This window comes from Thermobispora bispora DSM 43833, from assembly GCF_000092645.1.
Classification (GTDB): domain Bacteria; phylum Actinomycetota; class Actinomycetes; order Streptosporangiales; family Streptosporangiaceae; genus Thermobispora; species Thermobispora bispora.
In genome coordinates this window covers 1,883,387-1,908,145 of the sequence record NC_014165.1, presented here as the reverse complement: position 1 = coordinate 1,908,145, position 24,759 = coordinate 1,883,387, and the positions used below count along the sequence as shown (strand labels likewise).

Genomic DNA, 24,759 nt, shown 5'->3' with positions numbered 1-24,759 from the left:
ATCAGGCGCTCCTCGCCAAGCGCATTGCGGGCATCACACCCGATTCGCCGCCACCGGCCGGATTCCGGGCGTCAGGCGCGCTGCGGCGTGCGGATCACGGCGAGCGGGCAGGCCGCCTGGTGGAGCATCCCCTGGCTGACCGAGCCGAGGACCAGCCCGGCGAACCCGCCGCGCCCCCGGGAGCCCACGACGAGCAGGTCCGCGGTGGCGGACTCCTGGCGCAGCACCGCGACCGGGTGGCCCTGCACGATCTCCTCGACGACCTCCACGTCCGGGTGGCGCCGCCGCCGCTCGGCGATCGCCTGCTTGACCAGGCCGATCTCCCCCGGATCCCCGCCCGAGCCGTCGCCGTCCGGTTCCGGCAGCAGGCCGCCGCTCCCGTCGATCGCGGTCCACGCGTGCACCGCGCGCACCCGCGCGCCCCGCAAGGCCGCCTCGGCGAAGGCGAAGTCGAGCGCGGCCCCGCCCTGCTCGGAGCCGTCCACGCCCACGACCACCTCCCCGTGCACCTGCCGCGGGGCCTCCCGCACCACGACCACGTCGCACGGGGCGTGGCCGGCCACGGCGTGGGCCACCGAGCCGACGAGCAGCCCGCGGAAGCCGCCCAGCCCGTGGTTGCCGACCACCAGCATGCGGGCGCCCTTGGCCGCCTCGATCAGCGCGGTCCGGGGGTCGCCGGGGAGGATCGAGGTGCTGACCTCCACCTCCGGGGCCTCGCTGCGGGCCCGGTCGGCCGCGGCGGCGAGCACCATGTCCGCGCCCTCGCGCATCCAGGCCGCGATGGCCGCGTACCGGCCGGACAGCGTCGGCGAGCAGACCCACTTCGGGACGGCGTTGACCACCCGCAACGGCACGCGGTGCAGCACGGCCTCCTTGGCCGCCCACGCGGCGGCCTCGAGACCGGCCCGCGAACCGTCCACCCCGACCAGAATCATGGCCACCTCCGATCCCCCGTGGGCTCCGTATCACTGGCGCTTCTCCTATCTCACCTGTACCGCGCGGAGCGCGGCAGCGCCGAAGGTCCTACCCGGCCGGGACCTTCCGCCCGCGGCCGTGGCGCGCGAACCCGGCCATCGGCGGCGGAGCACGCGCCCGCGGGGCTGTTGTGACCCGTGGTGGTGAGCCGGGGCTCGGCGCGGGCGGGCGTGCGGCAGGTGGTGCCCCGGCTGTGGGCCGAGGGCGGGTTAACCGGAGCCGGGCGGGGAACGCGTCCGACCGTGGACGAGACGACCGGCCAGGGCGCCGAGGCCCCGCACCGCAGGCTCGCGGCCGTGCTGCGCGAGCAGATCCTGAGCGGGCGGATCGAGCCGGACCGCCCGCTGCCCTCCGAGGAGAGCCTGCAGCGAGAGCACGGCCTCGGCCCGGAGGACGTGCGCCGGGCGATCCGGCTGCTCAGCGACGAGGGCCTCGTCTACACGCTCCCCGGGCAGGGCGCGTTCGTGTCCTCCCGCGCCGAGGAGACCGGCGGCGGCTGAGGGCGGCCGCCCGAGCCCGCCGTACCCGCTCGATGAGCCGTCCCCGCGGTCGGCCCATGCCGTAACGGCCGTCGGGACCGGCCGGGGCCGGGCCTGGAGGGCCTGTGGCGTGCCCCCCTCTGGCGGCCTCTCGCAGCGGCCGCGTCCCGGTTCTCCACCCCCCGGCGCGGGCCGGAACGCCCCCCTTGCCGAGCACAGTCCGCCGCTTCCGGTGCGCCAAGGGCCGAGGCTCGCGCCCACTCGATCACCGACCTCGGCCGCAAAGCTCAGCCGCTCCGCGGCGTGGCCGGCGCCATGGCAAAGAACGAGCACTTCGGCGGGCGGCCGCCGAAGCGCGACGGCATCGAGGTTCGCGGCCACGACGGCGTTCGCGACGGTGCCGGCATGGGCGACACCGTCGTACAACCAACAAGCCCTGCAACCAAGGCTCTTGTGTTTTCGATTCACAATCATTAACATCGACAACCGGCGATCGAATCGATCGCCATGACAACGCCGGACCACCGGCGAAACGGCGATCATGCGCGCCGACACCGGGCCCGGCCCGCCGGAGAAAGGCGCCGGGCCCGGTCCCTGTGCCTGAGCGGCATGAGGGCGCCGCCGGCCGGCACCGGCCCTGAGGCGATCCACGACGACCACCGCCACCGAGGACGAGGGGAATCGGATTGACGGACCAGGAGCTGGCCGCCGAGCTGCGCGAGCTCGCCGCCCATCCGGCCCTGGCGGCCCGGGCGGCCCAGCTGCGCGAGGTGGCGGACGCCGTGCTCTCCCCCGACCTGGCGGAGCGGTGGTGCGAGGTGGACCTCTTCGCCGCCTTCCCGCCCGAGGAGACGGTCCGCCCGGACCACCCCGGCTCGGCCCGGTGGTGGCACGCCCTGCTCACCGCGGCGGGCCTGGTCCAGCCCGTGCTCGTGTTCCTCCCCATCTCGATCACCTGGCTGGGGCTGAAGAACGCGACCACGGCCTACGGCGAGCTGCTCGCCATCGCGGGGGCCGAGGCCGCCCGCCGGCCGTTCCTGGAGCTGTGGCAGCAGGGATTCGACGGCCTCCTGCCGGCCTGGCAGCGGTTCGACGGCGTCGCCCTCGCCACCCTGGTCGCGATCTTCCTGCTCATCGCGGTCACCTTCGCCGAGCGCCTGCTGCGCCGGATGGCCGAGCGCCGGTCGGGCGAGCGGACCGAGGCCCTCCGGGCCCGGCTCCGCACCGCGCTCACCGCGGCGACCCTGGTGCTCGCCGAGGCGCGGCTCGCCTCTCCGGCCCGCTTCCAGGCGGAGCTGGGCAAGAGCGCCGTGGAGCTCCGCAAGGTCGGCCAGACGATCGGCCGGGTCCACGCCAAGGTGGTGCCGACGCTCGAGAAGGCGCTCGACTCCACCGGCCGGGCCACGGACGCGCTCGTGGCCGCCGCCGACGGCGTGCGGGGTTCGATCCCCGCGCTCACCGCGCACCTCACCGCGGTCACCGACGCGGCGAAGGACCTGCTGGAGGCGGTGGAGCGGGCCGCCGGCGCGGTCGACTCCGTCGGCCGGCGGACGGACGCGGCGGTGGACCGCGTCGGCGACCGGGTCGGCGGTCTGATCACCACCGCGACCGACGGCGTACGGCAGGCGCTGGACGAGTTCACGGCCGCGGCCGGCCGGATGGTCGCGGACACCGCCGCCCACCTGGACACCCGGGTCGGGGAGCTGGCCGGCGCCACCGCAGGCCTCGGCTCGGCGGTGAGCCGGGTGGAGGCGGTGGCCGCCCGGAGCGGGGACCGGCTCGCCGACGCCGTCACCCAGGCCGCGGGCGCCTTCACCACCGCGCTGGAGAACGCGGGCGCCGAGGTCCGGCAGGCCCTCGGCGACTGGGCCGACACGGCGAGCGCGCACGCCGCGCGGATCGAGCTGGTCTCGGACGCGGCCGGCCGTACCGCGCACCTGCTGCAGGAGACGCGCGACGCCCTGGACCGGCTCCCGGCGGACCTGGCGCGGACCCTGCAGGAGCTCCCCACCGCGGTCCGCGACGCCGCCCGCCCCGAGCTCGCCGCGCTGCGGGCCGCGGTCGCCGGGCTCGACGACGCGGTACGGCAGGCCACGTCGGCGTTCACCGGCGCCACCGGTGCCAGGACCGGCGCCCCAGGCGGCCGGACGGCCGGCGGGCCGAGCGCTCCCGCCGGCGGATCAGGCGCCGAGGGCCGGCCAGTGGGCGGCCCGGAACCGGGAGGGGCCGCGTGACCGGCCGCGACCGGCCGTCCACGCCCGTGCTGCTCGCGGGCTGGCTCTTCGCCGACCTCCTGCTGGGGCTGACCGTCACCATGCTCGGCGCCCAGGCACCGCCTCCCGTCCCGGAGGCGGGCCGGGGAACGGCGTCGCCCACCCCCTCGCCGTCGCCCTGCGCGACACGGATCGCCGGGGTGAAGGCGAGGCCCTTGAAGCTCGCGTTCCGCGTCGACCCCGGCTCCTCGGACGGGGAGCTGCTCGCGGTGGTGCGGCGGGAGCTCCGCGGCCACCGGGAGCGGCTCACCGGTCGGCGGGCCGGCATGGTGCTCACCTTCGGCGCCGCCGGCGGCGCCGGGGACGGCGTCCACCTCGCGAAACGGGTCAACGCGGCGGCCCGCCGGGCGTACCCCCGCGTCTTCGGCACGGCCGCGACCCGGAACTTCCACGACCTCGCCGCACCGCGCGGGTCGATCTCGATGGAGATCTACTTCGTCTCGGTCGGCTGCTCACCCACCCCCGGAAGCTGAGGACACCGATGAGCGAACAGGTTCTCCCCTTCTACCTGGTCTGCGATGAGTCGTACTCCATGGAAGGGCCGCCGCTCGACGCGATCAACCAGGAGCTGCCCGAGATCTACCGGGAGATCGCCAGCAACCCCGTGGTGGCCGACCGGGCCCGGCTCGGCATCATCGGGTTCAGCGACCGCGCCGAGGTGCTGCTCCCGCTCTCCGACCTCAACGACGTCCACTCGATCCCGCAGCTCGCCCCGCGCGGCGGCACGAACTACGGCGCCGCCTTCGCCCTGCTGAAGAGCACCATCGAGCAGGACGTCCAGGCGCTCAAGCAGGCCGGGCACCGGCCGTACCGGCCCTGCGTGTTCTTCCTCACCGATGGACAGCCCACGTACGAGTGGCACCAGGAGTACCGGAGCCTCACCGACTCCGGTTTCCCGCCGCACCCCACCATCCTCGCCTTCGGCTTCGGCGACGTGGACGCCACCACCCTGCAGCAGGTCGCCACGTTCCGGGCGTTCATCGCCAACGACGACATCTCGCCCGCGCAGGCGCTGCGGGAGTTCGCAAAGCAGCTCCTCAACTCCGTGGTCCAGTCGGCCGTCGCCTCGTCGGCCGACCCCGCGGGCGGCGCCCGCCTGGTCATCCCCGAACAGGTGAAGGGCTACACCACGCTGCCCGCCGACCCCGTGTGATCCGGTCTGTAGGAGAGCCCGCGCATGAACCACGTCACGGAGATCGCCACCGCCGGGGCGGAGGCGGCCGGCATTCCCGAGCCGCTCGTCATCGGCCGCACCCCGCGGCTGCGCTCGGAGCCCGGCGCCCTGCCGGAGGTGCAGGAGCACGTGCCGGACACCGAGCTCGACGGCGCCGCCCTCCCCGGCCTCGTGGTGCGCGCCGCCTCCGTACGGGGCGACGCGCACCGCTACTACGGCACGCCACGGCAGGACGCCATGGCGCTCTGGCACGACGGGAACGGGCGGCTCCTCGCCTGTGTGGCCGACGGCCTCGGCAGCAAGCCGCGCTCCCACCTCGGCGCGGCCACCGCCTGCGCGGTCGCCCCGGGTAACCTGCCGGACTTCCTCGCCCACGGCGAGCCGCAGACCGCGGCGCGCTGCTTCATCGAGAACATCGCCGACGACCTCCGGGCCCGGGCCGGTGACGAGGCGGAGGTCACCCCGGACGACCTGTCGACGACCTTCCTCACCGCCATCGTGGAGGAGCTGACCGATCGGCCCGGGCATCGGGCCGTCATCATCCGGGTCGGCGACTGCGCCGCATGGCTGCTGCACAAGGGCCGGTGGTTCCCGTGCTTCGGCGGCGACGGCCCCGGGACCGGCGAGGAGATCGCCACCCCGGTGACCCGTGCCCTCCCCCGGGACGTCGAGCACGTGGAGGTGGCCACGGCCGACCTCTACCCGGGGGACATGCTCCTGCTCTGCACCGACGGCCTCGCCAGGCCGCTGCAGGTCCCCGAGGTGGGCGCCCGGCTCGCCGCCTGGTGGAGCCGCCCGGAGCCGCCCTCGCTGCCGGAGTTCTTCTGGCAGCTCAGCTTCCGGGCCCGGACGTACGACGACGACCGGACGGCCGTGTGCCTGTGGAGGGTCGCCGGATGACCTTCACCCCGCACCCGTCGGATGTGGACCGGAACTCGCTCGTCCTCGACCCTGAGCCCTTGGGCGAGGGCGGCCAGGGCGTGGTCTCCCGGGTGCAGGGCGCAGCCGGTTTCGTCTACAAGGAGTACCTGCGGCAGGCGGGGCAGGTGAACGGCGCCGCGCTTGCCGAGCTCGTCGACTTCGCCCACCGGCTGACGGCCGGGGACCAGGACGGGCTGCTCACCCAGTGCGCCTGGCCGGTCGCCCGGGTCGTGGACGGGAACCGGGTCACCGGGTTCCTCATGCCCGAGGTCCCGGGCGACTTCTACGGCCCGATCGGCGGAAAGCTCAAGCTCGTCGAGCTGCAGTACCTGCTGTACCGGCCGAACTGGTCCTGGGCGAGCCTCCACCAGCCGGACATCCGGGGCCGGCTCAAGATCGCGGAGCAGGCCGCCCGGCTGGTCGACCTGCTCCACAAGCACGGGTGGGTGATCGGGGACCTGTCGTTCCGCAACATCCTCTGGCGTCCGGGCCCGCCGTACCGGGTCTTCCTGATCGACTGCGACGGCATGCGGCGGCACGCGGGGCAGCCGGTGCTGCCGCAGGCGCACACCCCCGACTGGGACGATCCTTGCCAGCCGCCCAGCGGCCCCGACCTGGACACCGACCGGTACAAGCTCGCCCTCCTCATCGGCCGGGTGCTCTGCCAGAGCCCGGACCTGCGGCCGGGCCGGGAGCCCGCGTTCCTCCCCGGCCTGCCCGCGGAGGTGGCCGCCGCGGTGCGGGACCTGTTCGCCCGCGCCCAGGGGCCGTACGGCACCCGGCCGGTCGCGGCCGAGTGGGTGCAGGCGCTGAGCGGCCGCAGGCGCATCGCCGTGACCCGCCCTCCGCAGCGGCCCGCCACCGCTCCGCTGCCGCGCGCCGCCCCCATCCGCCTGCCCGGGGAGGAGCGGGGCAGCGTCCCGGTGCGCACGCCCGCGCCCCGGGACCCGAGTCCGCCGCCACAACCCTCCGCACCGGCGTCCGGGCGGGCCACGGTTCCGGTCGCCCGGCCGGTACGGCGTGCCTCACCCGGGGACATGGCGCCGCTCGGCGCGGCCCCGCGGCCGAAACCCGTGCCGGTGACCAGGCCGGCGCCCTCGGCAGGGCGGCCCGCCCCGGAATCCGGGGCGGGTGAGGACGACGGCTCAGCGCGGGCCGGCGATCGCCGCGGCTGAACCGGCCGCGCAACGGAAGGTCATTTGCAACGTTTGCCCGTTATGTCGCGGGGCATCTGCCGCCTATGACTGACCGCGACCGAACTGAACGGGCGGACCTCGCCCGCGCTCAGGGATTCTTCAACCTGGTGGGCGGCCTGTGGCCGATCGTCCACCGGCGCAGCTTCGAGAAGGTTTTCGGCCCCAAGACCGACACCTGGCTGGAGCTGACGGTCGCCGGGCTGCTCGCCGCGGTGGGCTGGAGCCAGCTCCGCGCGGCCTCCTCCCCCGAGGGCGTACGGCACGCCCGCCGGATCGGCATCGCCACGGCCGCCACCCTCTTGGCGATCGATCTGATCTACGTCACCCGCGGCCGGATCCGGCCGACGTACCTGGCCGACGCGATCGCCGAGGCCTGGTGGATCAAGGCGTGGCTGCGCCCGGCCGGGCCGCCCGCGGCCAAGGGACCGTCCCGCGTGATCAAGGCGGCCCCGGTCGTGATGGGCAGGGGGGCGCCGGTCAAGAGCGGCGGCAAGGTGGGCGCGCTGACCACCGGCTGTGCGACCGCCGCGGCACTGGTGGCGTACGCGGTGAACCGCCGGGCGCAGCGGCGGCAGGCGCCCGCGGAGCGGCCGCAGGTCGGAGCCGAGCGGTACCAGCCCGTCTCCTCCGGCTGAGCCGGACGCTCCGCCCGGTCCGGTTGCGTTCCCCGGCACATCGCCCGTGGAAGGAGGCGCGTCCCGCCCGAGCCCGGCGGGATGCGCCTTCCCGTGTGGGTCCCGCTGTGAATTCGGGCCGCGGGTTCACGACGACTCCGGTCAGGTATGAGGAGATCACGATTCCGCTGCCGGTCCGTGCCGCCCCGTCGGGCAGCGGCGAAGGTCATCGGGGCGGCGAGCCCTGGGCTCGGCGCGGCAATCCACGTTCCGGCCGATGATCCCCTCCGATCGAGAATGCTCGCCGGCGTGCGGGGCCGCCGCGGGCTCTGCGCGCCCAGCGACACGCAGGCGGCGCGGAGAACCCCGGCGTGGCCCATGCCGGCGGGTAAGTTGATCAACCCGACTCCTCGCTTACCGGATCAAAACCGATCTTTGGTATGGGTCAGGGCTTATCAGGATGTGCTCGGGTACATGCCGGGGTGTCGGTACCGCGGACCAGGAAAGGGTGGTAACGACATGGTCCGACCCGCTGGCGTAGAGCACCATCCCGACGTAGCGGAACTGCGCCGGACATACGACGAGGCGGGCTCCACGCCTCCCGCCCAGATGATGGACGGACTCACCTTGCTCGCGGGTGTGTACCTCGCCATCTCGCCGTGGATCGTCGGGTTCGTGGGCAATACGGCCCTCACCGTGAACAACCTCATCGTCGGCCTGATGGTGGCCGCCCTTGCCCTGGGCTGCGCCTGGGCCTTCGGCCGCACCTACGGAGTGAGCTGGGTCATCCCGCTGCTCGGCCTCTGGACGATCTTCTCGCCCTGGCTGGTGCGCGGCGGTGACGTGCGCACCGGGGGCATGATCACGAACAACATCATCACCGGGATCGTCATCCTCGTGCTCGGCCTGGCGGCGATGATGGTCGCCATGCGGTTCCGCTCACGCGGCCGGCGGTAGGAACCCGGCCGCCACGCGCGCAGGCGGCGCGCCAGCGCGGGGCCTGCACGAACGCAGAAGGGGGATACGCCTGCGCCGTGCTCACGGCGCGGGCCGCTTCGCACAACCGGCCCCGGGAACGGCTCGAGACGGCTCATGCATCGCCCGGCGGGCAGGCCGGGCACCGGCCCCGCCGGGCGATGCCCTTTCCGCTCGGCCGGTCCCTCCCGGACGGCCATCCGGTGCCGTCCCGGCTCATCCTCGCCGCCCTCGGTGTCGCGGTGAGCTTCTCCCGGCCGAGGGCTCGGTACGGGCCGCAGGGCCGGCTCGGCCGCCTCCTGGCGCGCTTGGCCTGGCCTTGGGGCGGCCGCGCCGGCGGCGCCAACGGGCGCCACCGGATGCCCGTGACCCGAAGGCCGCCGGCGGCCCCGTCCGGCGTACCCGGTCGCGCACGCCGTCAGGGGCCCGATGACCGCCAGGCCATCTCCCACGCGCCGGGATGATCAGGAGGAGAACGCTCGGACGAGGGCTCCTGGAGCTTCTCCCGCGCACGCGGGGCTGATCAGCGCGATCGAGGCTCTCTACGATCTGAGCGACATCTTCTCCCCGCGCACACGGGAATGATCCCGGCCACGCTCGCACACGCGCTCACGTGCGCGGTGCGAGCAGGCCTGATCAAATGAGGCGGCGGGCGGCCACGACGATGCCGTCCTCGTCGCTGTAGAGCCAGTGCCCGGGGCGGAACTCCACTCCCCCGAAGCTCACCGGCACGTCCACCTCCCCGGCGCCGTCCTTGGCGCTCTTGCGCGGGTTCGACCCGAGCGCCTTTATGCCGAGGTCCAGGGTGCGCAGGGTCGCCACGTCCCGCACCGCCCCGTTGATCACCACGCCGGCCCAGCCGTTCTCCACGGCGGACCGGGCGATCACGTCGCCCATGAGGGCCGAGGCGAGGGAGCCGCCGCCGTCGACCACCAGCACCCGGCCCTCCCCCGGGCCGCTGAGAACCCGCTTCACCAGGGCGTTGTCGCGGAAGCAGCGGATGGTCGCGATCGGCCCCGCGAACGCGGTGCGTCCCCCGTACTGGATGAACTGCGTCTCACAGCTGGCCAGCTCGGCGTCGAACTCGTCGATCAGATCGGCGGTGGCGAACTTCATGCCCGGGAGCCTAGCCACCGCCGATCAGCGGCCTTCCGCGGGGGGCGCGGTCGCGCGGGCCCGGAGCCCGGCCACCGCCGATCGCGTCCCGCGGCTGGGGCGGCGGTCACGCGGATCCGCGGCCGGGGGGCGGGGTCAGCGTCCCGGTGACGAAGCCCAGCGCGATGGAGACCAGCGCCCGGTGCGCCGCCTGCTCGATCTCGCGGAGCTGGTCGCCGAACTCGGCGATCCGGCGGAAGGCCTCGCCGTACCTGCGTTGCTCCTCCAGGGGCAGGCGCGGCACCTGGGAACGGCGTGGGTCGAACCGGCCGATCCCGGACGGGGTGCCGGCCACGGCGGCGGTGGCTTGGAGGAACCCGGCGAGGAAGTCGGCGTCGAGGTGCGCGGGGTCGGGCCGGAGCAGGGTGAGCCGTGGCCCGAGCAGCAGCCCGCTCTCCCGGATGACCCGGGCGGCGAGCTCCCCGCCGCGGACCGCGACCACGACGTCCCCCGGCCGCAGGCGGATCCGGCCCTCCGGGCTGGTCTGCCCCCGCGGCCGCGAACCGGAGAGCAGATCCTGATCGGTGATGACCGGCTGGCCGGTGCCGTCGATCTCGAACCGCCCGGCCTGGACCATCTCCAGGGCGCCGATCCGCTCCAGCTCGGACACGGTCACCAGGGGCATGGTGCGGCCGCCGCCGGGGACCGCCTCGGGGATCAGCTCGATGGTCCGCTTGAGACCGCGGAGGAGCCTCTCCCGGATCGCGGGGAAGTCGCTCGCGGAGACCTCCTGGGCGCCCACGTACCGCCCGGGCGTGACGTCGACGGCGTCGTCGACCAGCTCGATGACGGGCACGGTACGGCACAGGCCGGGCCGGTCGATCTCCCGTTCGCGATCGGCCTGGAACTCGCGCCAGACCTCGATGACCTCGTCGAAGGTGCCCGGCTCCGCTTCGGCCATGAGCACCCGGGACGGGGGCGGGCCGTCGTCCGCGGGCTTGCGGAGGATCCAGATGTGCACCGGCAGGCCGGTGCCGCCGACGGTCTTCGCGGACAGCCCGATCACCGCCTGCAGGGCGCCGCGCCGGAGCAGGTTGCTGCGGATCCGCCGCCCCGACCGGCGAGCGGCGACCACGGCCGGGAGCAGGAGCAGCGCGAGGCCGCCGGGGACGAGGTGGGAGAGCGCGTGCTGCACCCACGCGAGCTCGGACTCGGTCTTCGGCGGCAGGCCGTACTCCCACCGCGGGCTGTGCACCAGCTCGTCGTAGCCCCAGTTGCGCTCGTTGAACGGCGGGTGGCAGACGACCGCGTCGACCAGGAGATCCGGCCAGGCGTCGTCGCGGAGCGAGTCCCCGGCCCGCACCTCGCCCGGGATCCCGGTGAGGTCCAGCCTGATCTTGGCGATCCGCGCCAGCGCCTCCTCGATCTCCTGCCCGTAGGCGTGCTCGACGCCCTTCATGGCGGAGAGCAGGATGCCCAGCCCGCAGGCGGGGTCGAGGACGGTGCGGACGCCCGGGCCGGCCAGCCGTGCCATGAACTCGGCCACCTCGGGCGGCGTCTCGGCGAGCCGGCGGGAGTGGACCTCGGCGTAGCGGTCGAGGAGGAAGCGCACGGCCTCCTCACCGCTCTGCTCGCGGTACTCCTTGAGCAGCTCCACGGCCTGTTGGGGCACGAGCCGCGGCGTCCCCTTGCCGCAGAGCAGCTCGGCGGCTTCCGCCACGGCCTCGCCGAGGCGCAGGTCATCGGTTGCGGCGCGGATCTGCTGCCAGGCGCGCTCGCGGAGCGGCAGGGCCTGGACCTTGCCCTGCAGCCGCAGCCACTCCTCGATCTCCTTCAGGGAGAACGTGGGGCTGCTCGCGGTGCCGCCGACCGGCTCGGGGAAGTCCGCATAGCGCCGGCGCCAGTTGCTCACCGCCGCCCGGCCGACTCCGGCGATCCGCGCGATGTCGGCCGCAGTGACGGTGGCCTCGTCGTCCGTCATCTCCGGCCTCCCGTCCCCGTCCATTGACTGCCTCTCCTGATCGCCGTAATGGCGTCGTTGTCAACGTACTGCATTCGGCGAGCCGGTGCGGGCCGGGGCCTCCGGTGTGTGTGGGTTTCACATCACGATCGCCGCCGTCTCCCCGGCGCCGGAACGTTCCTGCTCACGCTGCTGCCACTATGTGGCTACGCGGCGATATGACGATCTCCAACCGGCCGCACGACCGTTCACGATCGCGAACCTACGGCCGCAAACGACCTCCACCCGACCGCGGACGGCGCCGATCCCGCATTTGGCATCAATCTCAATCGTACACAGAACAACACTCAGTGCACAGAATTCACGATATATCGTCGCCGGCGGAAAACTCGGCCAAACATCAACCGGCTTTCGAACGTCATCGAAAGATGAGGGCCCCGGACGGACCCCACCGCCGGGCCCCTCAGCGGCGAACCGACTCCACGACGACGGGGTGGATCTTGCACGATGAAGAGGCGAACGGAGCAGTTGTACCAGGCGTTACTGCGGGACAAGCTGAACCCGATCTCCATCCGGCTCCGCCGTACGTTCTCCGACTGGGTGGAAGCGAAAGGACTGCCGCGGATCGAGGCCGGCGTGCCGCGGGCCGAGCACACCGCGGGCGAAATACGGCTCACGGTACGGCAGAGCAGAGACTGCGGCAGTTACACCTTAGAGGAGCCGTCCGGAGCCGGGTCGCTCCGCACCAGAGTGGTGTACGCCGAGGCCATGAACGGCGTCACCGCCTGGGCCATTGTCACCGTCGACCAGCTCGGGGAGACCGAGGTCCAGCCCTACGCGCCGGGATTCGTCCCCGCGTACCTGCGCACCGCCCATGTCACCGACGGCAGGACCCACCTGCCGGACAGCGCCTGGGTGGTCAGTGAGGACGAGGTCGACCATCTCACCGGCGAGGTGCTCGACCCCCAGCGGAGGGTGCCGATCATCGTGGTCTCCCCGGACGAGCGGGGCCGCGAGGAGAGCCGGGAGCACGCCGACTACCTCGCCACCGCGATCGCCGGGACCGCGGTGGTCGCCTTCCTCGCCGACCGGCGCACCCAGGACCGGTTCAACCGTGCGCTCGGAAACCAGCTCGAGGTGTACGGCGGCGGGATCCGCACCTACTACGGCCCGCTCAACCCCGCCGATCCGCGCACCCCGTTCCTGCACCCGGTCACCGGCGGCCCGACGCTCCGCAGCCAGGGCAGGGCGGTCCTCGACCGCATCGCCGACCGGGTGATCGGCGAGACCGCCCGCCGCGCCCTGCCGGAGGACGTCCAGCGGATGCGCTCCGCCGTCTACCGGGTCCTCTCCGGCCGGGCCGAGCCGAGCGAGCTCGTCCAGGCCGCGCACTCCCCGCCGCCCACCGTCGACCCCGCGCGGGAGGAGCTGCGCCGAAAGCTCCTGGCCGTGACCGTCCAGCCCGCGGCGGCCGAGCCCGCGCCCGCGGAGCGGCCGGAGCCGGAGCGGGCCGTGAACGGGAAGCCGGCCCTGGCCGCGGACGCGAAGCCGGCCCGGGCGGAGAACCCGCCGGCCGCCGCCCCGGCCGCGACCCCTGACCTGGCCGAGCTCGTCGACGCCGTGGCGGACACGGTCGTCACCAAGCTGAAGGGCGAGATCGAGGCGGCCATGGACCTGGCCATCGGCACGCGGGAGAGCGAGATCCTCACCCGGATCCGCGCGCTCGACGACCGCCTCGCCGTCGTGTACCGGATGCTCACCGAGCTGCGGGGGACCGACCCGCCGGAGGCCCGGCACGCCGAGGAGCTCGAGCGCCTCCGCACCGAGAACGAGCTCCTCTGGGAGGAGTACGGCGAGGCCGACGCGATCGCGCGGAAGCAGGCCGCGCGGATCCGCTGGCTGGAGCGCAGGCTCGCCGAGGCCGGGCAGCAGGTCCACGGGGTGACCGGCGAGGACGTGTTCGAGCCGGAGGGCATGCGCGAGATGCTGGACCACGCCCGGAAGTCCCTGACGCACGTGGTCATCGGGGACACGGACGAGGCCGCGGCCCGTCTCGACCTCGACTACCCCGAGCAGCGCCGCACCTGGGCGGCGAAGGCGTGGGACGCCCTGTGCGCGCTGGAGGACTTCGCCCGGGCGCGCTCGTCCGGCGAGTTCGCCGGCGGCTTCTATGACTGGTGCGCGAACGGCCCGGCCGGCCGGCGCACGATCTCCACCCGGATGATCGCCATGCGGGAGTCGCGGACGGTCGTCACCCGGGCGAAGTTCAGCGAGCCCCGGACCTTCCGGGTCCCGGAGAGCGTCGCCCCGGGCGGGCAGGTCATGATGGAGGCGCACATCAAGCTCCGAAAGGTCGGCTACCCGGCGCCGCGCATCTACTTCTACGACGACTCGGGCGGGGCGACCGGCAAGGTCTACGTCGGCTACATCGGCGACCACCTGCCCAACACGCGGACCAACTGAGGCCGCCCGGCGGGCGGCGACGGCCGCCGGCGGGCCCCTGCGCCGAGCGAGGCCGCCGCGGGGCCCGTTCGACCGAAGCCGTCAAGGGTCGGGGCCGGGGCGGGCGTGCACCGCCCGCGGGGGCCCGTGCGAGCGAGGCCGTCAACGGGGCGCCGGTCCGCCCGGCCGGCGCCCCGCCACGGCGGGCGGGATGCGGCGCCGCGGCGCCGGTGCGGGCCGGGACGCGGCCGGGGAACCACGGCCGGATCCGGGCCGGTCAGGCGCCATGGCCGGCACGCCGATGATCATGGGCGGGTCCGTGCGGGGAGCGACGAGGCCGGTGGCTAGGGTGCCTGTATGGAGGTTTCCGTTTCCACCGGCCGGTACGTCTTGAGCCCCGAGACGGGCCGGCTCTTCATTCACACCACTCGCAGCGGGCCCGGCGCGATGGCCGGGCACGACCTCACCATCGAGGCCACGCGGTGGCGCGGCCTGGCCGTGGCCGATCTCGAGGATCCGGCGAAGTGCTCGGTGAACGTCGAGGTCGAGGTCGACTCGCTGGAGGTGAGAGAGGGAACCGGCGGCCTCAAGCAGCTCACCGACTCCGACCGGGCGGAGATCAAGCGGAACATCTGCGACAAGGTGCTCAAGAGCGTGCGCTACCCGAAGATCATCTTCGAGTCGCGCCGCTTCGAGGGGACCCCGGAGTCGTTCCGCTGTGAGGGCGACCTCACCATCACGGATGTCCGCCGGCCGGTCGTCCTGGACTGCCGGGTGGTCGACGGCTGGGTGCAGGGCACGACCACGGTGAAGCAGAGCCGGTGGGGCATCCGCCCCTTCTCCGCGTTCTTCGGCGCGCTCCGGCTCGACGACGACATCCAGGTCCGGTTCGATGTCGGCCTGACGGTGCGCGTCTGACCCGCGCCGGTCCGCCACACGGCCGCTCCTCCGGTGGGCCGCCTGCCGGCGGTTCGCCGCGCCGCCGGAGGGGACGGCACGGAGGCACGCCGTGAAGGGGGTGAACGCACGCCTTACCCGGATCCGCGCCGGGTACGGCTGCGCAAGGCCAGGGCGGTGGTATGGGCGCCCGCGCGAGGCGGCCGGTCAGCCGGCCGGTGCGGGCGAGGCGGCGTTCGAGCGCGTGGCGAGGAGCAGCCGGCAGGCGAGCCGGATGTCGTTCTCCGCGTCGGGGATGGCCACGCGCCCGTTGAGGCTGGACTGGAGGACGCCGAACCAGCACTGCACGAGCAGCCGGGTCAGCGTGAGATCCCTGGCGGTGGGCTCGTCCAGGCCGAGCGTCCGCAGGATGATGGTCCGGAAGGCGGCGTCGATCCGTCCCGCGTCGGTGACGGTGGCGGCGTTCGCCGCGTTCGCCGAGCGGAGCATGGCGGTCGCGAGGGCGGGCTTGCGGAACAGCTGCCTGCTCGCCTCGACGAGCACGTCGGCGACGGCGTCCTCAGGGCTCGTGCCGGGCTTCGGCGCCGGGAGGTTCTTCATGAACCGCTCGATCTGCTCGGCCATGACGGCGGTGAACAGATGCACCTTCGAGGGGAAGTACCGGTACAGTGTGGCGATCGCCACACCCGCGGTCTTCGCCACCTCGTGCATCTGCACGCGTTCCAGGCCCTTCTCCGCCCCTAACCGCGCCGCGGCCCGGAGGATGCGCTGATGCCTGGCCCGCTGCTCGGGCGAACTGGGCTCCGCCGGGGCCCTGACCTCAGCGATTCTCGGCACGATCCCCCCTTGATCAACTACGTCCGGGAAGACCTTACACGCGGGCGCGCCGGGCCCGGACCACGGTGCGGTGCGCGGGGGATCACGGCGCACGCCGGGGCACGCGCCGAGATTTGATCATCGGGGATGGCTCAGACCAGGGTCTCCTCGACGGTCAGCCCGAACTCGCCCTTGCCGTACATGGCGAGGGCGCGCTCGACGTCGTTGGCGACGTGCACGCTCCCGGCGTGCGCGTCCCGCCAGGCCCGCTCGATGGGGTTGTTCCGCTTGAGCGAGTTCCCCCCGGCGGTCTTGAACAGGATGTCGATCGCCTCGAGCGCGCGCTCGGTGCCCCGGACCTGGTCGCGGCGCACCCGCAGCCGGAGCTCCCTGGGGATGTCCTCGCCCCGGACCGCGCACTCGTACACCTCGCGCACGTTTCGGTCGGTCTGCAGGATCGCCGCGTCGATCTCGGACGCCGCCCGGGCCACCGCGACCTGGGCGAACTGGTCCTCGGCGAACCGGCGGCCGTCCACGCTCAGCCGCACCCGGTCGCGCATGGCCTCGATGTACGACCGGTAGCAGCCGGCGGCCATGCCGATCAGCGGCGCGGTGACCGCGGTGGTGAACAGGGTGGCGAACGGCACCCGGTACAGGGGACCGGGGTTCACCTCCTGGCCCGGACCGGACGGCCGCGCCAGCTCGGCGTTGCGCATCGCCCGGTGCGCGGGGACGAACGCCCGCTCCACGATGATGTCGTTGCTGCCCGTGCCGCGCAGCCCGATGACGTCCCAGACGTCCTGGATCACGTAGTCGTCCCGGGGGACCAGCACGGTCATGACGTCCACCGGCCTGCCCTGCGGGCCGAGGACGAGCGCGCCGAGGAGCGCCCACGACGCGTGGTCACAGCCGGAGGAGAACCTCCAGTGGCCGGACAGCTCGTAGCCGCCCTCGACCGGTGTGAGGCGGCCGATCGGCGCGTACGAGGAGGAGACGAGCGCGTCCGGGTCCGCCCCCCAGACCTCGTCCTGGGCGGCCTCCGGGAAGAGGCCGATCTGCCACAGGTGCACCCCCATCAGGGAGGCGACCCAGCCGGTCGACCCGCACGCCCCGGAGATCTCCCGGATCACCGCGAAGAACCGCGCCGGGTCGCTCTCCGCCCCGCCGTACCGTTTCGGCTGCAGCATGCGGAAGACCCCGGCCTGCTTGAGCTCCTGGACGGTCTCCTCCGGGATCCGCCGGCTCTCGTCCGCGCGGACCGCGCGTTCCGCGATCTCCGGTAGCAGCGTGCGGACCGTGTCCAGGATCTCCTCGCTCATCGCGGCCTTCCGTCTCGTGCTCGTGGGAAGGGGCTCCTCCATGATGTTCCGCCGCCGCCGGGCACGCCACGCCGGGCCGCCCGATCGGCGCGGGACGGCCCGGCGTGGGTGCTGCCGGCGGGTCAGCGGACCTCGTGGCGCCGCTGGCAGTTGATGCAGTACCGGGCGAGCGGCCGGATCTTCAGCCGGTTGAACGGGATGGCCGACCCGCAGTCGTCGCACCGGCCGTAGGTCCCGTCCTTGAGCCGCTCCAACGTCGCCTCGAGCTCCCGGACCGCCTGCTCGGTGGCGGCGATGTCGTTGAGCACCGCGAGCCGCGCCGTGTCCTCGGCGCCGCCGGTGTCCACGACGGCCCGGAGCTCCTTGAGCTGCGAGTTGCGCCACTCGAGCTGCTCCTCGAGCTCCTCACGGATGGCCTGTACCTGCACCTCGCTGAGGCCCGTGGACTCGCTGCCGCTCACTGCCATGATGAAAAGTCCTTTCGACGACGAATCAGAGGAATTCCGTGCTCAAGCCGTGGGCCGACGGCGTCCGGGTGCCGGGGTGCGGCGGCCGGGCCGGCGCCCCGTACGGTGGGGCGGGCCGCGGCGCGTGCCCGTGGGCCGCCCACCGGGCGCGCAGGCTCAGCGCGGGACAAGCGCGAGCCGGTGCGGAGCGGTGGACCGGTCCGGGGTGTGCGGCGCCGCCACTTGGGCCGGGCCGTGCGTGTACGGCCGCCGGGAAGCGTGTGATCGGATCGGCGCCCGCCGCCGTGGCCGGGTCACTGACGGGTGCCCGCGGAGCCCGGCTCCGCCGGGTTCATGCGATCAACCGGGCGGGCCTATGACAGGAGGGACGCTCCTGCGGGGCATGACATGGCTCGATCACCCTTATGAACGCGTCAGGCCGCCGATGCATGCCGTACCGGCCGGGATCACCTCGTCCGACCGGCGATCCGGGCGCGGGAAGGTCCCGGCGCGATCGGCGGATGCGCTCCCCTGACCGGCCGCTGCGTTCCGTGCCCCGTACGGCACCGCCCGCCCGCCCGGGCGCGGCACCCGCCTCCAGCGGTCCGGTGACCAGATCGAGCCCCCTCCCGGCGGCGCTGAGCCGCTCCCGCAGCCACGTGCGGAGCTCGATCACCTGGCCGGTGTGACGCTGGTCGTCCTCCATGAGGCGGCGCGCTGAACTGATCACTGCCACTACGGCATCACTCCTGGGTCGTGGAAGCACGCAGCACAGCCGTACGCCGGACGGCCGGTCCGGGCATGCGGGTCCGGCGACGCCGGCGGCGTCGCGCGGAGATCGACACGGACGTACGCGAAAAGGCAGGCCCCGGCCGCCTCAGGCCGGCACCTGCGAAGGGAGACCGGAGCGGCCGATGCCCGGAGGACTCCGTGAGCCCGTGTCCCGCGGCGCCGCCTGCTGCGGGCTCCGGATCGCGTCCGGGTCGTGCCAAACATCGATCAGCGCAGGCGGCACGGGCACACGGGCCACCGGTGTGCGGAGCGCCCAGAGCACCGGGCCGTGGTGCGGTGCGATCGCCGCCAGCTGATCCGCCGACGGCTTCGTCATCCACGTCCCGCCCGTCAGCACGCCACCGGCGTGGGCGGCGGACCGCTCGTGCGGGCCTCCGCCGTGCCACGCGGGCGCGTTGACGACGACCATGAGGGCGAGCGCGACCAGGCCCGCCACCAAGGTCAGGACGGCGGGCCGGCGCCTGCTCCGCACACCGGTCGTCATGAGGCCGACCATAACCCAGCACGGGAAAAAGAGCACCTGCTAATTCCCACTGTGATCAACGCATGCCGGCATTGGCCGTACTCTGCTGCCACTACGGTGGAGCGAGGCCGTGGATTCGCGGCCCGTGGATCCGAAGGAGGGAGTGCATGCGGAGCAGACCGGCCACCGCCCTGCTGCTCTTGCTGCACGCCCTCGTGCTCGCGGTCGGGGCGGACCGGACGGCCTGCCGGAACGCGGCCGCCTGCCACATCGCCGGCCACGGTGCGGCGGAGCAGCAGGCCGCGGTCACCGCCGCTGCCCCGGGTCACCGCCCGCTCCCGCGGGTGCTCCCGGGCAAGGGGGACCTCCTGGTGCTCCAGGCACCGACGGCCGGGCACGCCGGGCAGACCCTGCTCCCCGCGGCCGCCTCCCCCCACGGGCCCGCGGACACGCTGCCCGGCGCGCTCGCCGGCCACGGCCTGCCCGCGTCCGCCATCGCGGCGATCACCCCGGCCCGGGCGCCGCCGTCCCGGCTCGCCGTGACGTTCCCGTACCCCGTTTCCGTCTCGCGAGCCTGAGGAGGCTTTCATGTCCCGTGCGCCTCTGTGGCGCGCGCTGGTGGCACTCGCCGTCATCGCGGCATCACTCGCCTTCGCCTTGACCATGCCCCCGCGCCTCGGCCTCGACCTGCGCGGCGGCACCCAGCTCGTCTTCGAGGCGAAGGATTCCCCGAAGGTCAAGGCCGACGCCGAGGCCACCGACCGCGCCCTGGACATCCTGCGCCGCCGGGCGGACGCGCTCGGCGTCGTCGAACCCACCCTGGTCCGCTCCGGTGAGCGGCGGATCATCGTCGAGCTGCCCGGCGTGCTCGACCCGCGGAAGGCCGCCAGCGTCATCGGCAAGACCGCGCAGCTCACCTTCCACCCGGTGCTCGGCGCCGCCGACGAGAACGACAAGGACGCGCTGGCCGACGAGAGCGGTCAGAAGCTCCGCCTCGGCCCCGCCGCGATCAGCGGCGACGCGGTGACCGACGCGGCGGCGCGCACCAACCCCCAGATGGGGCCCGGGTGGTTCGTCACCATCGACTTCAAGGAGTCCGGCCCCTGGAAGAAGCTGACCGGTGAGGCGGCCTGCAACCCGGTCGGCGACCCCAAGCGCCGGATCGCGATCGTCCTCGACAACGAGATCATCTCGTCCCCCCAGGTGGACGAGTCCGTGGGCTGCAACGTCGGCATCACCGGCGGCTCCACGCAGATCACCGGCTCGTTCACCATGGAGGAGGCGCAGAACCTCGCCGTCCTGATCAAGGGCGGTTCGCTGCCGGTGCCGCTCGAGCTGGTGGAGCAGCGGACGGTCGGCCCGACCCTCGGCGCCGAGGCGATCGAGGCGAGCGCGAAGGCCGCCGTCGTCGGCGTGATCCTCACCACGCTCTTCATCGTGGTCATCTACCGGGTCGTCGGCCTGCTCGCCGCGATCGCGCTCGCCTCCTACGCCCTGATCTCCTACGCCGGCCTGGTGGCGATCGGCGCCACGCTCACCCTCCCCGGCCTCGCCGGTTTCGTGCTCGCGATCGGCATGGCGGTCGACGCCAACGTGCTCGTCTTCGAGCGGGCGCGTGAGGAGTACCGCGCCTCACCCGAGCGCGGTCTGAAGTGGGCGAGCCAGCTCGGGTTCAAGAACGCGTGGAGCGCGATCGCCGACTCCAACATCACCACCCTGCTCGCGGCCGCTCTGCTGTTCTGGCTGGCGTCCGGTCCGGTCAAGGGCTTCGGCGTGACCCTGTCCATCGGTGTGCTCGCGTCGCTGATCTCGGCGATGCTGATCACCCGGGTCCTGGTCGACCTGATCATCCGCAAGGTGCCGGTGCGCGCCTCGGGCCTCGGCTCGATCGGCCGGGTGCGGACGTGGCTGACCACGCGCAACCCCAACCTCATGGCGCGCCGGCGGATCTGGCTGGGGATCGCCGCCGTCCTGCTGATCACCGCGATCGCGGGGCCGGTGGCCCGCGGCTTCAACTTCGGCGTGGAGTTCACCGGCGGCCGGATCATGGAGTTCGCCACCCAGCAGCCGGTCGACGCCGAGGCGGCGCGGCAGGTGGTGTCGGACGCCGGGTTCCCGTCGGCCGTGGTCCAGCGCTCGCAGGACGCGATCTCCGTGCGCACCGGGCAGATCTCCGCGGACGACGTGGCCCGCATCGAGGAGGCCCTCGACAAGAGGTTCGGCGACGTCACCAAGGAGCGCGACGAGCTGATCGGGCCGAGCCTCGGTGACGAGCTCCGGCGCAACGCGATCATCGCGCTCTCGCTCGCGCTCGCCGCGCAGCTCGCCTACCTCGCGTACCGGTTCCGGTGGACGTTCGGCACCGCGGCGGTGCTCGCGCTCTTCCTGGACTGCATGGTCGTGATCGGCCTGTTCGCCTGGCTCGGCAAGCCGATCGACGGTGTCTTCCTCGCGGCCATGCTCACGATCGTCGGTTACTCGGTGAACGACAAGGTCGTGCTGTTCGACCGCGTCCGGGAGGAGTGGCCGCTCCGGCGCAAGGACGTCTTCGACGGGGTGGTGAACAGCGCCATCCTGCAGACCGTCCCGCGGACGGTTAACACCGGTCTCGGTGCGCTGTTCATCCTCGCCGCGCTCGCCGTCTTCGGCGGCGACTCGCTGCAGGACTTCGCGATCGCCCTGCTCGTCGGAATCACCGTGGGCACGCTCTCCTCGTCGTTCGTGGCCGCTCCGGCCGCGATCGAGCTCGAAAAGATCAACAAGCAGCCCCCGCCGGTGCCGCACCGCCCGAAGCGGACGTCCCGGACCCGCGAGGGCACGGGCGCGGTGCTCTGAGCCCGCCCGCCTTCCGCGCCCGGCCGGTCCCGCGCGGCCGTCACCCGCAGGGCCGGCACCGCGACCCTCCGGCCGGGCCGGGCACTCCGCGACCTTCCGGGGCCGTCCTCATCCGAGGGCGGCCCCGGCCGTCACCGGCCGCTCGATGCCCCTCCTACCCGCCCGGGTGAGGCCTTCCGTGTCGCGCCGGTGATGTCCTCCCCTACCGCCCGGGTGTCTCCTCTCTCTTCCGCGCAGGCGACGCGTCCGCCCCCGCCCCGGGTGAAACTTTCCCTGCCACGCAGGTGACGGCCGCTCCCACTGCCCGGGCGGCGCCCATCCCTCCCCCGTTGCCGAGGACCACCGGACGCGAACCCGGCGGCCCCAGGTAGTTTTCAATTGGGCCGCCCGACGGTGGCGGCGGAAGGGACGCGAGAGGAGTCATGACAGCTGAGCCCACCGAACCGGCGCTCACCCACCCCGCCGGCGTGGCGCCACCCACCCCCGCCGAGTTCCGGCGGGCGCTCGGCATGTTCGCGAGCGGGGTCACGGTGATCACCGCCGTGGACGGCGGGGAACCGGTCGGCTTCGCCTGTCAGGCGTTCGCGTCCGTCTCCCTGGAGCCGCCGCTCATCCTGTTCTGCGCCGACCGCAAGGGCCGCACCTGGCCGAGGATCAGGAGAGCGGGCCGCTTCACCGTGAACGTCCTCGGTGAGGACCAGACCGACCTCTGCCTCCGCTTCGGCTCCCGCACCGGGAAGCGGTTCGACGGGCTGGAGTGGAGCCTGTCCCGCTGGGGCACCCCGGCCCTGCCCGATGTGCTGGTGCGCATCCACGCCGAGGTGCACGCCGTGCACACCGCCGGGGACCACGACGTGGTGATCGGCCGGGTGCTGGAGCTGGAACCGGTCACCGAGCAGCGGCCGCTGATCTTCTTCCGCGGCAGGTTCGGCATCGACGCCGAGCCAGAGCCGTCGCTCGGCCCCAACCTCTGGGGCTGGGGCGACCACTGGGGCTAGCGCCCAGGCCGTGCCGTACGGCCGGCCGGGGAGCGGCGTCGCGGGCGCGGCACCGCCGGCGAGCGGCCTTCCGGGACGTCCCTCGCCCACCGGGGCGACCCGCTCGCGCGCCGGCCGGGACCGGTTCCGCGGAGACGGCGGTCAAGGACAGTCCGATCAGAGGGGGACTTCGGGGGAACGCGCATGCCGGAACGGGAGCGGGGGCGGATCGCCCTGCGACTGGACGCGCCGGGGAGCATCGTCGCCGCGGTCTTCTTCTGCCTGTCGCTCACCCCGTCGCTGCTCCCGCGATCGTGGCTCATCCAGGGGATCATCGCCGGGGTGGTCACCGCCGCCGGGTACCTCACCGGGGTGATCCTCGGCACCGCGCTCCGGCGGAGCATCGCCTGGCGGCCGCGACCGGAGCGGCGGCGCGCCATCCGGTGGGTGATCACGGCGCTGGTGGCGGGGATGTGCACCGCGTCGCTCATCGCCGGCGCCCGCGACCAGCGCCACATCTACGCGCTCATGGACCTCGCCCCGCCGGAGCGCCTCGGCTACCTCGGGGTTCCCGTGGTGGCCGCCGCCGTGTTCCTCGTCTTCCTGCTCACCGCCCGGGTCCTGCGGATCGCGGCCCGGGCGCTGAGCGGGCTGCTCGTCCGCTGGGTGCCGGCCCTGGTCGCCGAGATCGCCGCGGCGCTCTGCGTCGCCGTCCTGGTCTTCTCCCTGGCCGAGGGCGTCCTCGCCGAGTCCCTGCTCGACGCGGCCGACACCAGCTTCGCCGCGATCAACCAGGAGACGACCCCGGGGACGACCCCGCCGCGCTCGGCCGCGCTCTCCGGCGGCCCGTCCTCCCTGGTGTCCTGGGAGTCGCTCGGCCGGCAGGGCCGCGACTTCGTCGCGGGCGCGCCCGGCCTGGAGGAGCTGCGGCGGTTCAACGGGCGCACCCCGGTGGAGCCGATCCGCGTCTACGTGGGGCTCGACTCGGCCGCCACGCTCCGGGAGCGGGCCGCTCTCGCCGTGCGCGAGCTGGAGCGCACCGGCGCGTTCTCGCGCAAGGTCCTCTGCGTGATCACGACCACGGGGACCGGGTGGGTGGATCCGCAGGCGGCCGCCGCGCTGGAGTTCATGTACAACGGGGACACCGCGCTGGTCGCGATGCAGTACTCGTACCTGCCGAGCTGGCTGTCGTTCCTGGTGGACCGGGATCGCGCCCAGGCGGCCGGGCGGGAGCTGTTCCAGCAGGTGTACGAGCGGTGGTCGCGGCTCCCCCGCGAGCACCGGCCCAAGCTGCTGGTCTTCGGGGAGAGCCTGGGGGCGTTCGGCGCCGAGTCCGCGTTCACCGGCGATCAGGACCTGCGGGATCGCACCGACGGGGCGCTCTTCGTCGGGCCGCCGGACAGCAGCGTGCTGCGGCGGCGCTTCGTGCACGGCCGCGACCCCGGCAGCACGGAGGTGCTCCCCATCTACCGGAAGGGCGAGACCGTGCGGTTCGCCAACCGCCCGGCCGACCTCGCCGAGCCGTCCGCTCCGTGGGATCCGCCCAGGGTGGTCTACCTGCAGCACCCCTCGGACCCGATCGTGTGGTGGTCGCCGCGGCTCCTCTTCGAGAAGCCCGACTGGCTGAGCGAGCCGCGCGGGGCCGACGTGCTCCCGCACATCCGCTGGTACCCGATCGTGACCTTCTCCCAGATCACGGCCGACCTCGCGTTCGCCCTCGACGTCCCGCCCGGCCACGGGCACAACTACGACGGCGAGGTGGTCGCCGCCTGGGCGCGGATCGCCGCCCCGGAGGGCTGGACCGACGAGCGCACCGCCGAGCTGACCGCGCTCATCCAGCGCGCCCACCCCATCGGCAAGCGGTACGCGGTAGGCCCCACCGCGGTGCCCACGCCCCGGCCCTGACCCGACCTCACCCCGGGCGGTGGGCCTGCCCGAGGGGCGCCGGCGACGCCGGTGCACACGGCCTGAGCCCCGGCGCCGCCCCGGCCTCGGCTCCGGCCGGCGCCCCGCGGGAGCGGGGAGGGTACGGCCCGGCCACGCCCGGTGGACCGGGGGAAGCCCGGCGAATCCGCCGGGTGCCCGGCCGGCTCCGCTCCGCCCGGCCGGG

Annotated in this window: 21 protein-coding genes; 14 read left to right on the top strand and 7 right to left on the bottom strand. The window is 73.9% G+C overall.

All coding sequences use genetic code 11. The features are described from left to right. Positions 1-71: 71 nt before the first annotated feature. Entirely contained in the window at positions 72-935 is an 864-nt protein-coding gene (locus TBIS_RS08205; protein ID WP_013131894.1) for a universal stress protein, read from the bottom strand. Positions 936-1,217: 282 nt separating this feature from the next. Here TBIS_RS08205 and TBIS_RS08200 point away from each other — a divergent pair, with 282 nt between their 5' ends. The 8 genes from TBIS_RS08200 to TBIS_RS08160 all read left to right on the top strand — a co-directional run bounded on the left by TBIS_RS08200 (position 1,218) and on the right by TBIS_RS08160 (position 8,589). After that, positions 1,218-1,475, top strand: coding sequence for a winged helix-turn-helix domain-containing protein (locus tag TBIS_RS08200; RefSeq protein WP_041432087.1), 258 nt, complete (start codon positions 1,218-1,220; stop codon positions 1,473-1,475). A gap of 665 nt (positions 1,476-2,140) precedes the next feature. Continuing rightward, the gene (locus tag TBIS_RS18115) at positions 2,141-3,688 is read left to right on the top strand and encodes an MlaD family protein (RefSeq protein ID WP_013131892.1); all 1,548 of its coding nucleotides are present in this window, start codon (positions 2,141-2,143) and stop codon (positions 3,686-3,688) included. Next, positions 3,685-4,200 carry a hypothetical protein gene (locus TBIS_RS08185; protein ID WP_013131891.1) on the top strand — a complete coding sequence of 172 codons (516 nt, stop codon included), beginning with the start codon at positions 3,685-3,687 and terminating at the stop codon, positions 4,198-4,200. Before TBIS_RS18115 ends, TBIS_RS08185 begins: the two co-directional genes overlap by 4 nt. An 8-nt stretch (positions 4,201-4,208) precedes the next feature. Continuing rightward, positions 4,209-4,880 carry a vWA domain-containing protein gene (locus tag TBIS_RS08180; protein ID WP_013131890.1) on the top strand — a complete coding sequence of 224 codons (672 nt, stop codon included), beginning with the start codon at positions 4,209-4,211 and terminating at the stop codon, positions 4,878-4,880. 24 nt (positions 4,881-4,904) lie between these two features. Beyond that, complete coding sequence (locus TBIS_RS08175; protein ID WP_013131889.1) at positions 4,905-5,801, top strand: PP2C family serine/threonine-protein phosphatase; 897 nt, start codon at positions 4,905-4,907, stop codon at positions 5,799-5,801. Next, positions 5,798-6,997 carry a hypothetical protein gene (locus tag TBIS_RS08170; protein ID WP_013131888.1) on the top strand — a complete coding sequence of 400 codons (1,200 nt, stop codon included), beginning with the start codon at positions 5,798-5,800 and terminating at the stop codon, positions 6,995-6,997. Before TBIS_RS08175 ends, TBIS_RS08170 begins: the two co-directional genes overlap by 4 nt. Positions 6,998-7,062: 65 nt before the next feature. After that, positions 7,063-7,653, top strand: coding sequence for a hypothetical protein (locus tag TBIS_RS08165; RefSeq protein WP_013131887.1), 591 nt, complete (start codon positions 7,063-7,065; stop codon positions 7,651-7,653). A 498-nt stretch (positions 7,654-8,151) separates the two neighbouring features. Next, positions 8,152-8,589, top strand: a complete 438-nt coding sequence (locus TBIS_RS08160) for an SPW repeat protein (protein WP_041431355.1) — start codon at positions 8,152-8,154, stop codon at positions 8,587-8,589. Positions 8,590-9,243: 654 nt separating this feature from the next. On the opposite strand, the gene rraA is transcribed toward TBIS_RS08160, so the two are convergent. Both rraA and TBIS_RS19295 read right to left on the bottom strand, forming a co-directional pair. After that, positions 9,244-9,723, bottom strand: a complete 480-nt coding sequence (gene rraA, locus TBIS_RS08155) for a ribonuclease E activity regulator RraA (protein ID WP_013131885.1) — start codon at positions 9,721-9,723, stop codon at positions 9,244-9,246. Between the two features lie 106 nt (positions 9,724-9,829). Further along, positions 9,830-11,683, bottom strand: coding sequence for an N-6 DNA methylase (locus TBIS_RS19295; protein ID WP_083785329.1), 1,854 nt, complete (start codon positions 11,681-11,683; stop codon positions 9,830-9,832). A 486-nt stretch (positions 11,684-12,169) separates the two neighbouring features. Between TBIS_RS19295 and TBIS_RS08145 the strand changes: the two genes are divergently transcribed. Both TBIS_RS08145 and TBIS_RS08140 read left to right on the top strand, forming a co-directional pair. Next, positions 12,170-14,125, top strand: a complete 1,956-nt coding sequence (locus TBIS_RS08145) for a hypothetical protein (protein WP_013131883.1) — start codon at positions 12,170-12,172, stop codon at positions 14,123-14,125. Positions 14,126-14,461: 336 nt separating this feature from the next. Then, entirely contained in the window at positions 14,462-15,022 is a 561-nt protein-coding gene (locus tag TBIS_RS08140; protein ID WP_013131882.1) for a YceI family protein, read from the top strand. Positions 15,023-15,208: 186 nt separating this feature from the next. Here TBIS_RS08140 and TBIS_RS08135 read toward each other — a convergent pair whose 3' ends face one another. From TBIS_RS08135 to TBIS_RS08120, 4 genes are all read right to left on the bottom strand, one after another. Continuing rightward, complete coding sequence (locus tag TBIS_RS08135) at positions 15,209-15,838, bottom strand: TetR/AcrR family transcriptional regulator (RefSeq protein WP_013131881.1); 630 nt, start codon at positions 15,836-15,838, stop codon at positions 15,209-15,211. Positions 15,839-15,969: 131 nt separating this feature from the next. After that, positions 15,970-17,136, bottom strand: coding sequence for a 3-hydroxy-9,10-secoandrosta-1,3,5(10)-triene-9,17-dione monooxygenase oxygenase subunit (hsaA, locus tag TBIS_RS08130; RefSeq protein WP_041431350.1), 1,167 nt, complete (start codon positions 17,134-17,136; stop codon positions 15,970-15,972). Positions 17,137-17,258: 122 nt separating this feature from the next. Then, entirely contained in the window at positions 17,259-17,603 is a 345-nt protein-coding gene (locus TBIS_RS08125; protein ID WP_013131879.1) for a TraR/DksA family transcriptional regulator, read from the bottom strand. Between the two features lie 856 nt (positions 17,604-18,459). After that, the gene (locus tag TBIS_RS08120) at positions 18,460-18,858 is read right to left on the bottom strand and encodes a hypothetical protein (RefSeq protein ID WP_148231482.1); all 399 of its coding nucleotides are present in this window, start codon (positions 18,856-18,858) and stop codon (positions 18,460-18,462) included. Between the two features lie 146 nt (positions 18,859-19,004). Between TBIS_RS08120 and TBIS_RS08115 the strand changes: the two genes are divergently transcribed. From TBIS_RS08115 to TBIS_RS08100, 4 genes are all read left to right on the top strand, one after another. After that, positions 19,005-19,415, top strand: a complete 411-nt coding sequence (locus TBIS_RS08115; protein ID WP_013131877.1) for a hypothetical protein — start codon at positions 19,005-19,007, stop codon at positions 19,413-19,415. Positions 19,416-19,425: 10 nt separating this feature from the next. Continuing rightward, positions 19,426-21,672, top strand: a complete 2,247-nt coding sequence (gene secD, locus TBIS_RS08110; protein ID WP_013131876.1) for a protein translocase subunit SecD — start codon at positions 19,426-19,428, stop codon at positions 21,670-21,672. 422 nt (positions 21,673-22,094) lie between these two features. Continuing rightward, positions 22,095-22,670: a flavin reductase family protein gene (locus tag TBIS_RS08105; protein WP_013131875.1), complete on the top strand. Its 576-nt coding sequence runs from the start codon at positions 22,095-22,097 to the stop codon at positions 22,668-22,670. A gap of 183 nt (positions 22,671-22,853) precedes the next feature. Continuing rightward, complete coding sequence (locus TBIS_RS08100) at positions 22,854-24,554, top strand: alpha/beta hydrolase (RefSeq protein WP_013131874.1); 1,701 nt, start codon at positions 22,854-22,856, stop codon at positions 24,552-24,554. Positions 24,555-24,759 lie beyond the last annotated feature (205 nt).

Coding starts and splice junctions, on each gene's coding strand:
- TBIS_RS08205 (WP_013131894.1), bottom strand. CDS start 935: ATGATTCTGGTCGGGGTGGACGGTTCGCGGGCCGGTCTCGAGGCCGCC.
- TBIS_RS08180 (WP_013131890.1), top strand. CDS start 4,209: ATGAGCGAACAGGTTCTCCCCTTCTACCTGGTCTGCGATGAGTCGTAC.
- TBIS_RS08175 (WP_013131889.1), top strand. CDS start 4,905: ATGAACCACGTCACGGAGATCGCCACCGCCGGGGCGGAGGCGGCCGGC.
- TBIS_RS08170 (WP_013131888.1), top strand. CDS start 5,798: ATGACCTTCACCCCGCACCCGTCGGATGTGGACCGGAACTCGCTCGTC.
- TBIS_RS08165 (WP_013131887.1), top strand. CDS start 7,063: ATGACTGACCGCGACCGAACTGAACGGGCGGACCTCGCCCGCGCTCAG.
- TBIS_RS08160 (WP_041431355.1), top strand. CDS start 8,152: ATGGTCCGACCCGCTGGCGTAGAGCACCATCCCGACGTAGCGGAACTG.
- rraA (WP_013131885.1), bottom strand. CDS start 9,723: ATGAAGTTCGCCACCGCCGATCTGATCGACGAGTTCGACGCCGAGCTG.
- TBIS_RS19295 (WP_083785329.1), bottom strand. CDS start 11,683: ATGACGGACGACGAGGCCACCGTCACTGCGGCCGACATCGCGCGGATC.
- TBIS_RS08145 (WP_013131883.1), top strand. CDS start 12,170: ATGAAGAGGCGAACGGAGCAGTTGTACCAGGCGTTACTGCGGGACAAG.
- TBIS_RS08140 (WP_013131882.1), top strand. CDS start 14,462: ATGGAGGTTTCCGTTTCCACCGGCCGGTACGTCTTGAGCCCCGAGACG.
- hsaA (WP_041431350.1), bottom strand. CDS start 17,136: ATGAGCGAGGAGATCCTGGACACGGTCCGCACGCTGCTACCGGAGATC.
- TBIS_RS08125 (WP_013131879.1), bottom strand. CDS start 17,603: ATGGCAGTGAGCGGCAGCGAGTCCACGGGCCTCAGCGAGGTGCAGGTA.
- TBIS_RS08120 (WP_148231482.1), bottom strand. CDS start 18,858: ATGACGACCGGTGTGCGGAGCAGGCGCCGGCCCGCCGTCCTGACCTTG.
- TBIS_RS08115 (WP_013131877.1), top strand. CDS start 19,005: ATGCGGAGCAGACCGGCCACCGCCCTGCTGCTCTTGCTGCACGCCCTC.
- secD (WP_013131876.1), top strand. CDS start 19,426: ATGTCCCGTGCGCCTCTGTGGCGCGCGCTGGTGGCACTCGCCGTCATC.
- TBIS_RS08105 (WP_013131875.1), top strand. CDS start 22,095: ATGACAGCTGAGCCCACCGAACCGGCGCTCACCCACCCCGCCGGCGTG.
- TBIS_RS08100 (WP_013131874.1), top strand. CDS start 22,854: ATGCCGGAACGGGAGCGGGGGCGGATCGCCCTGCGACTGGACGCGCCG.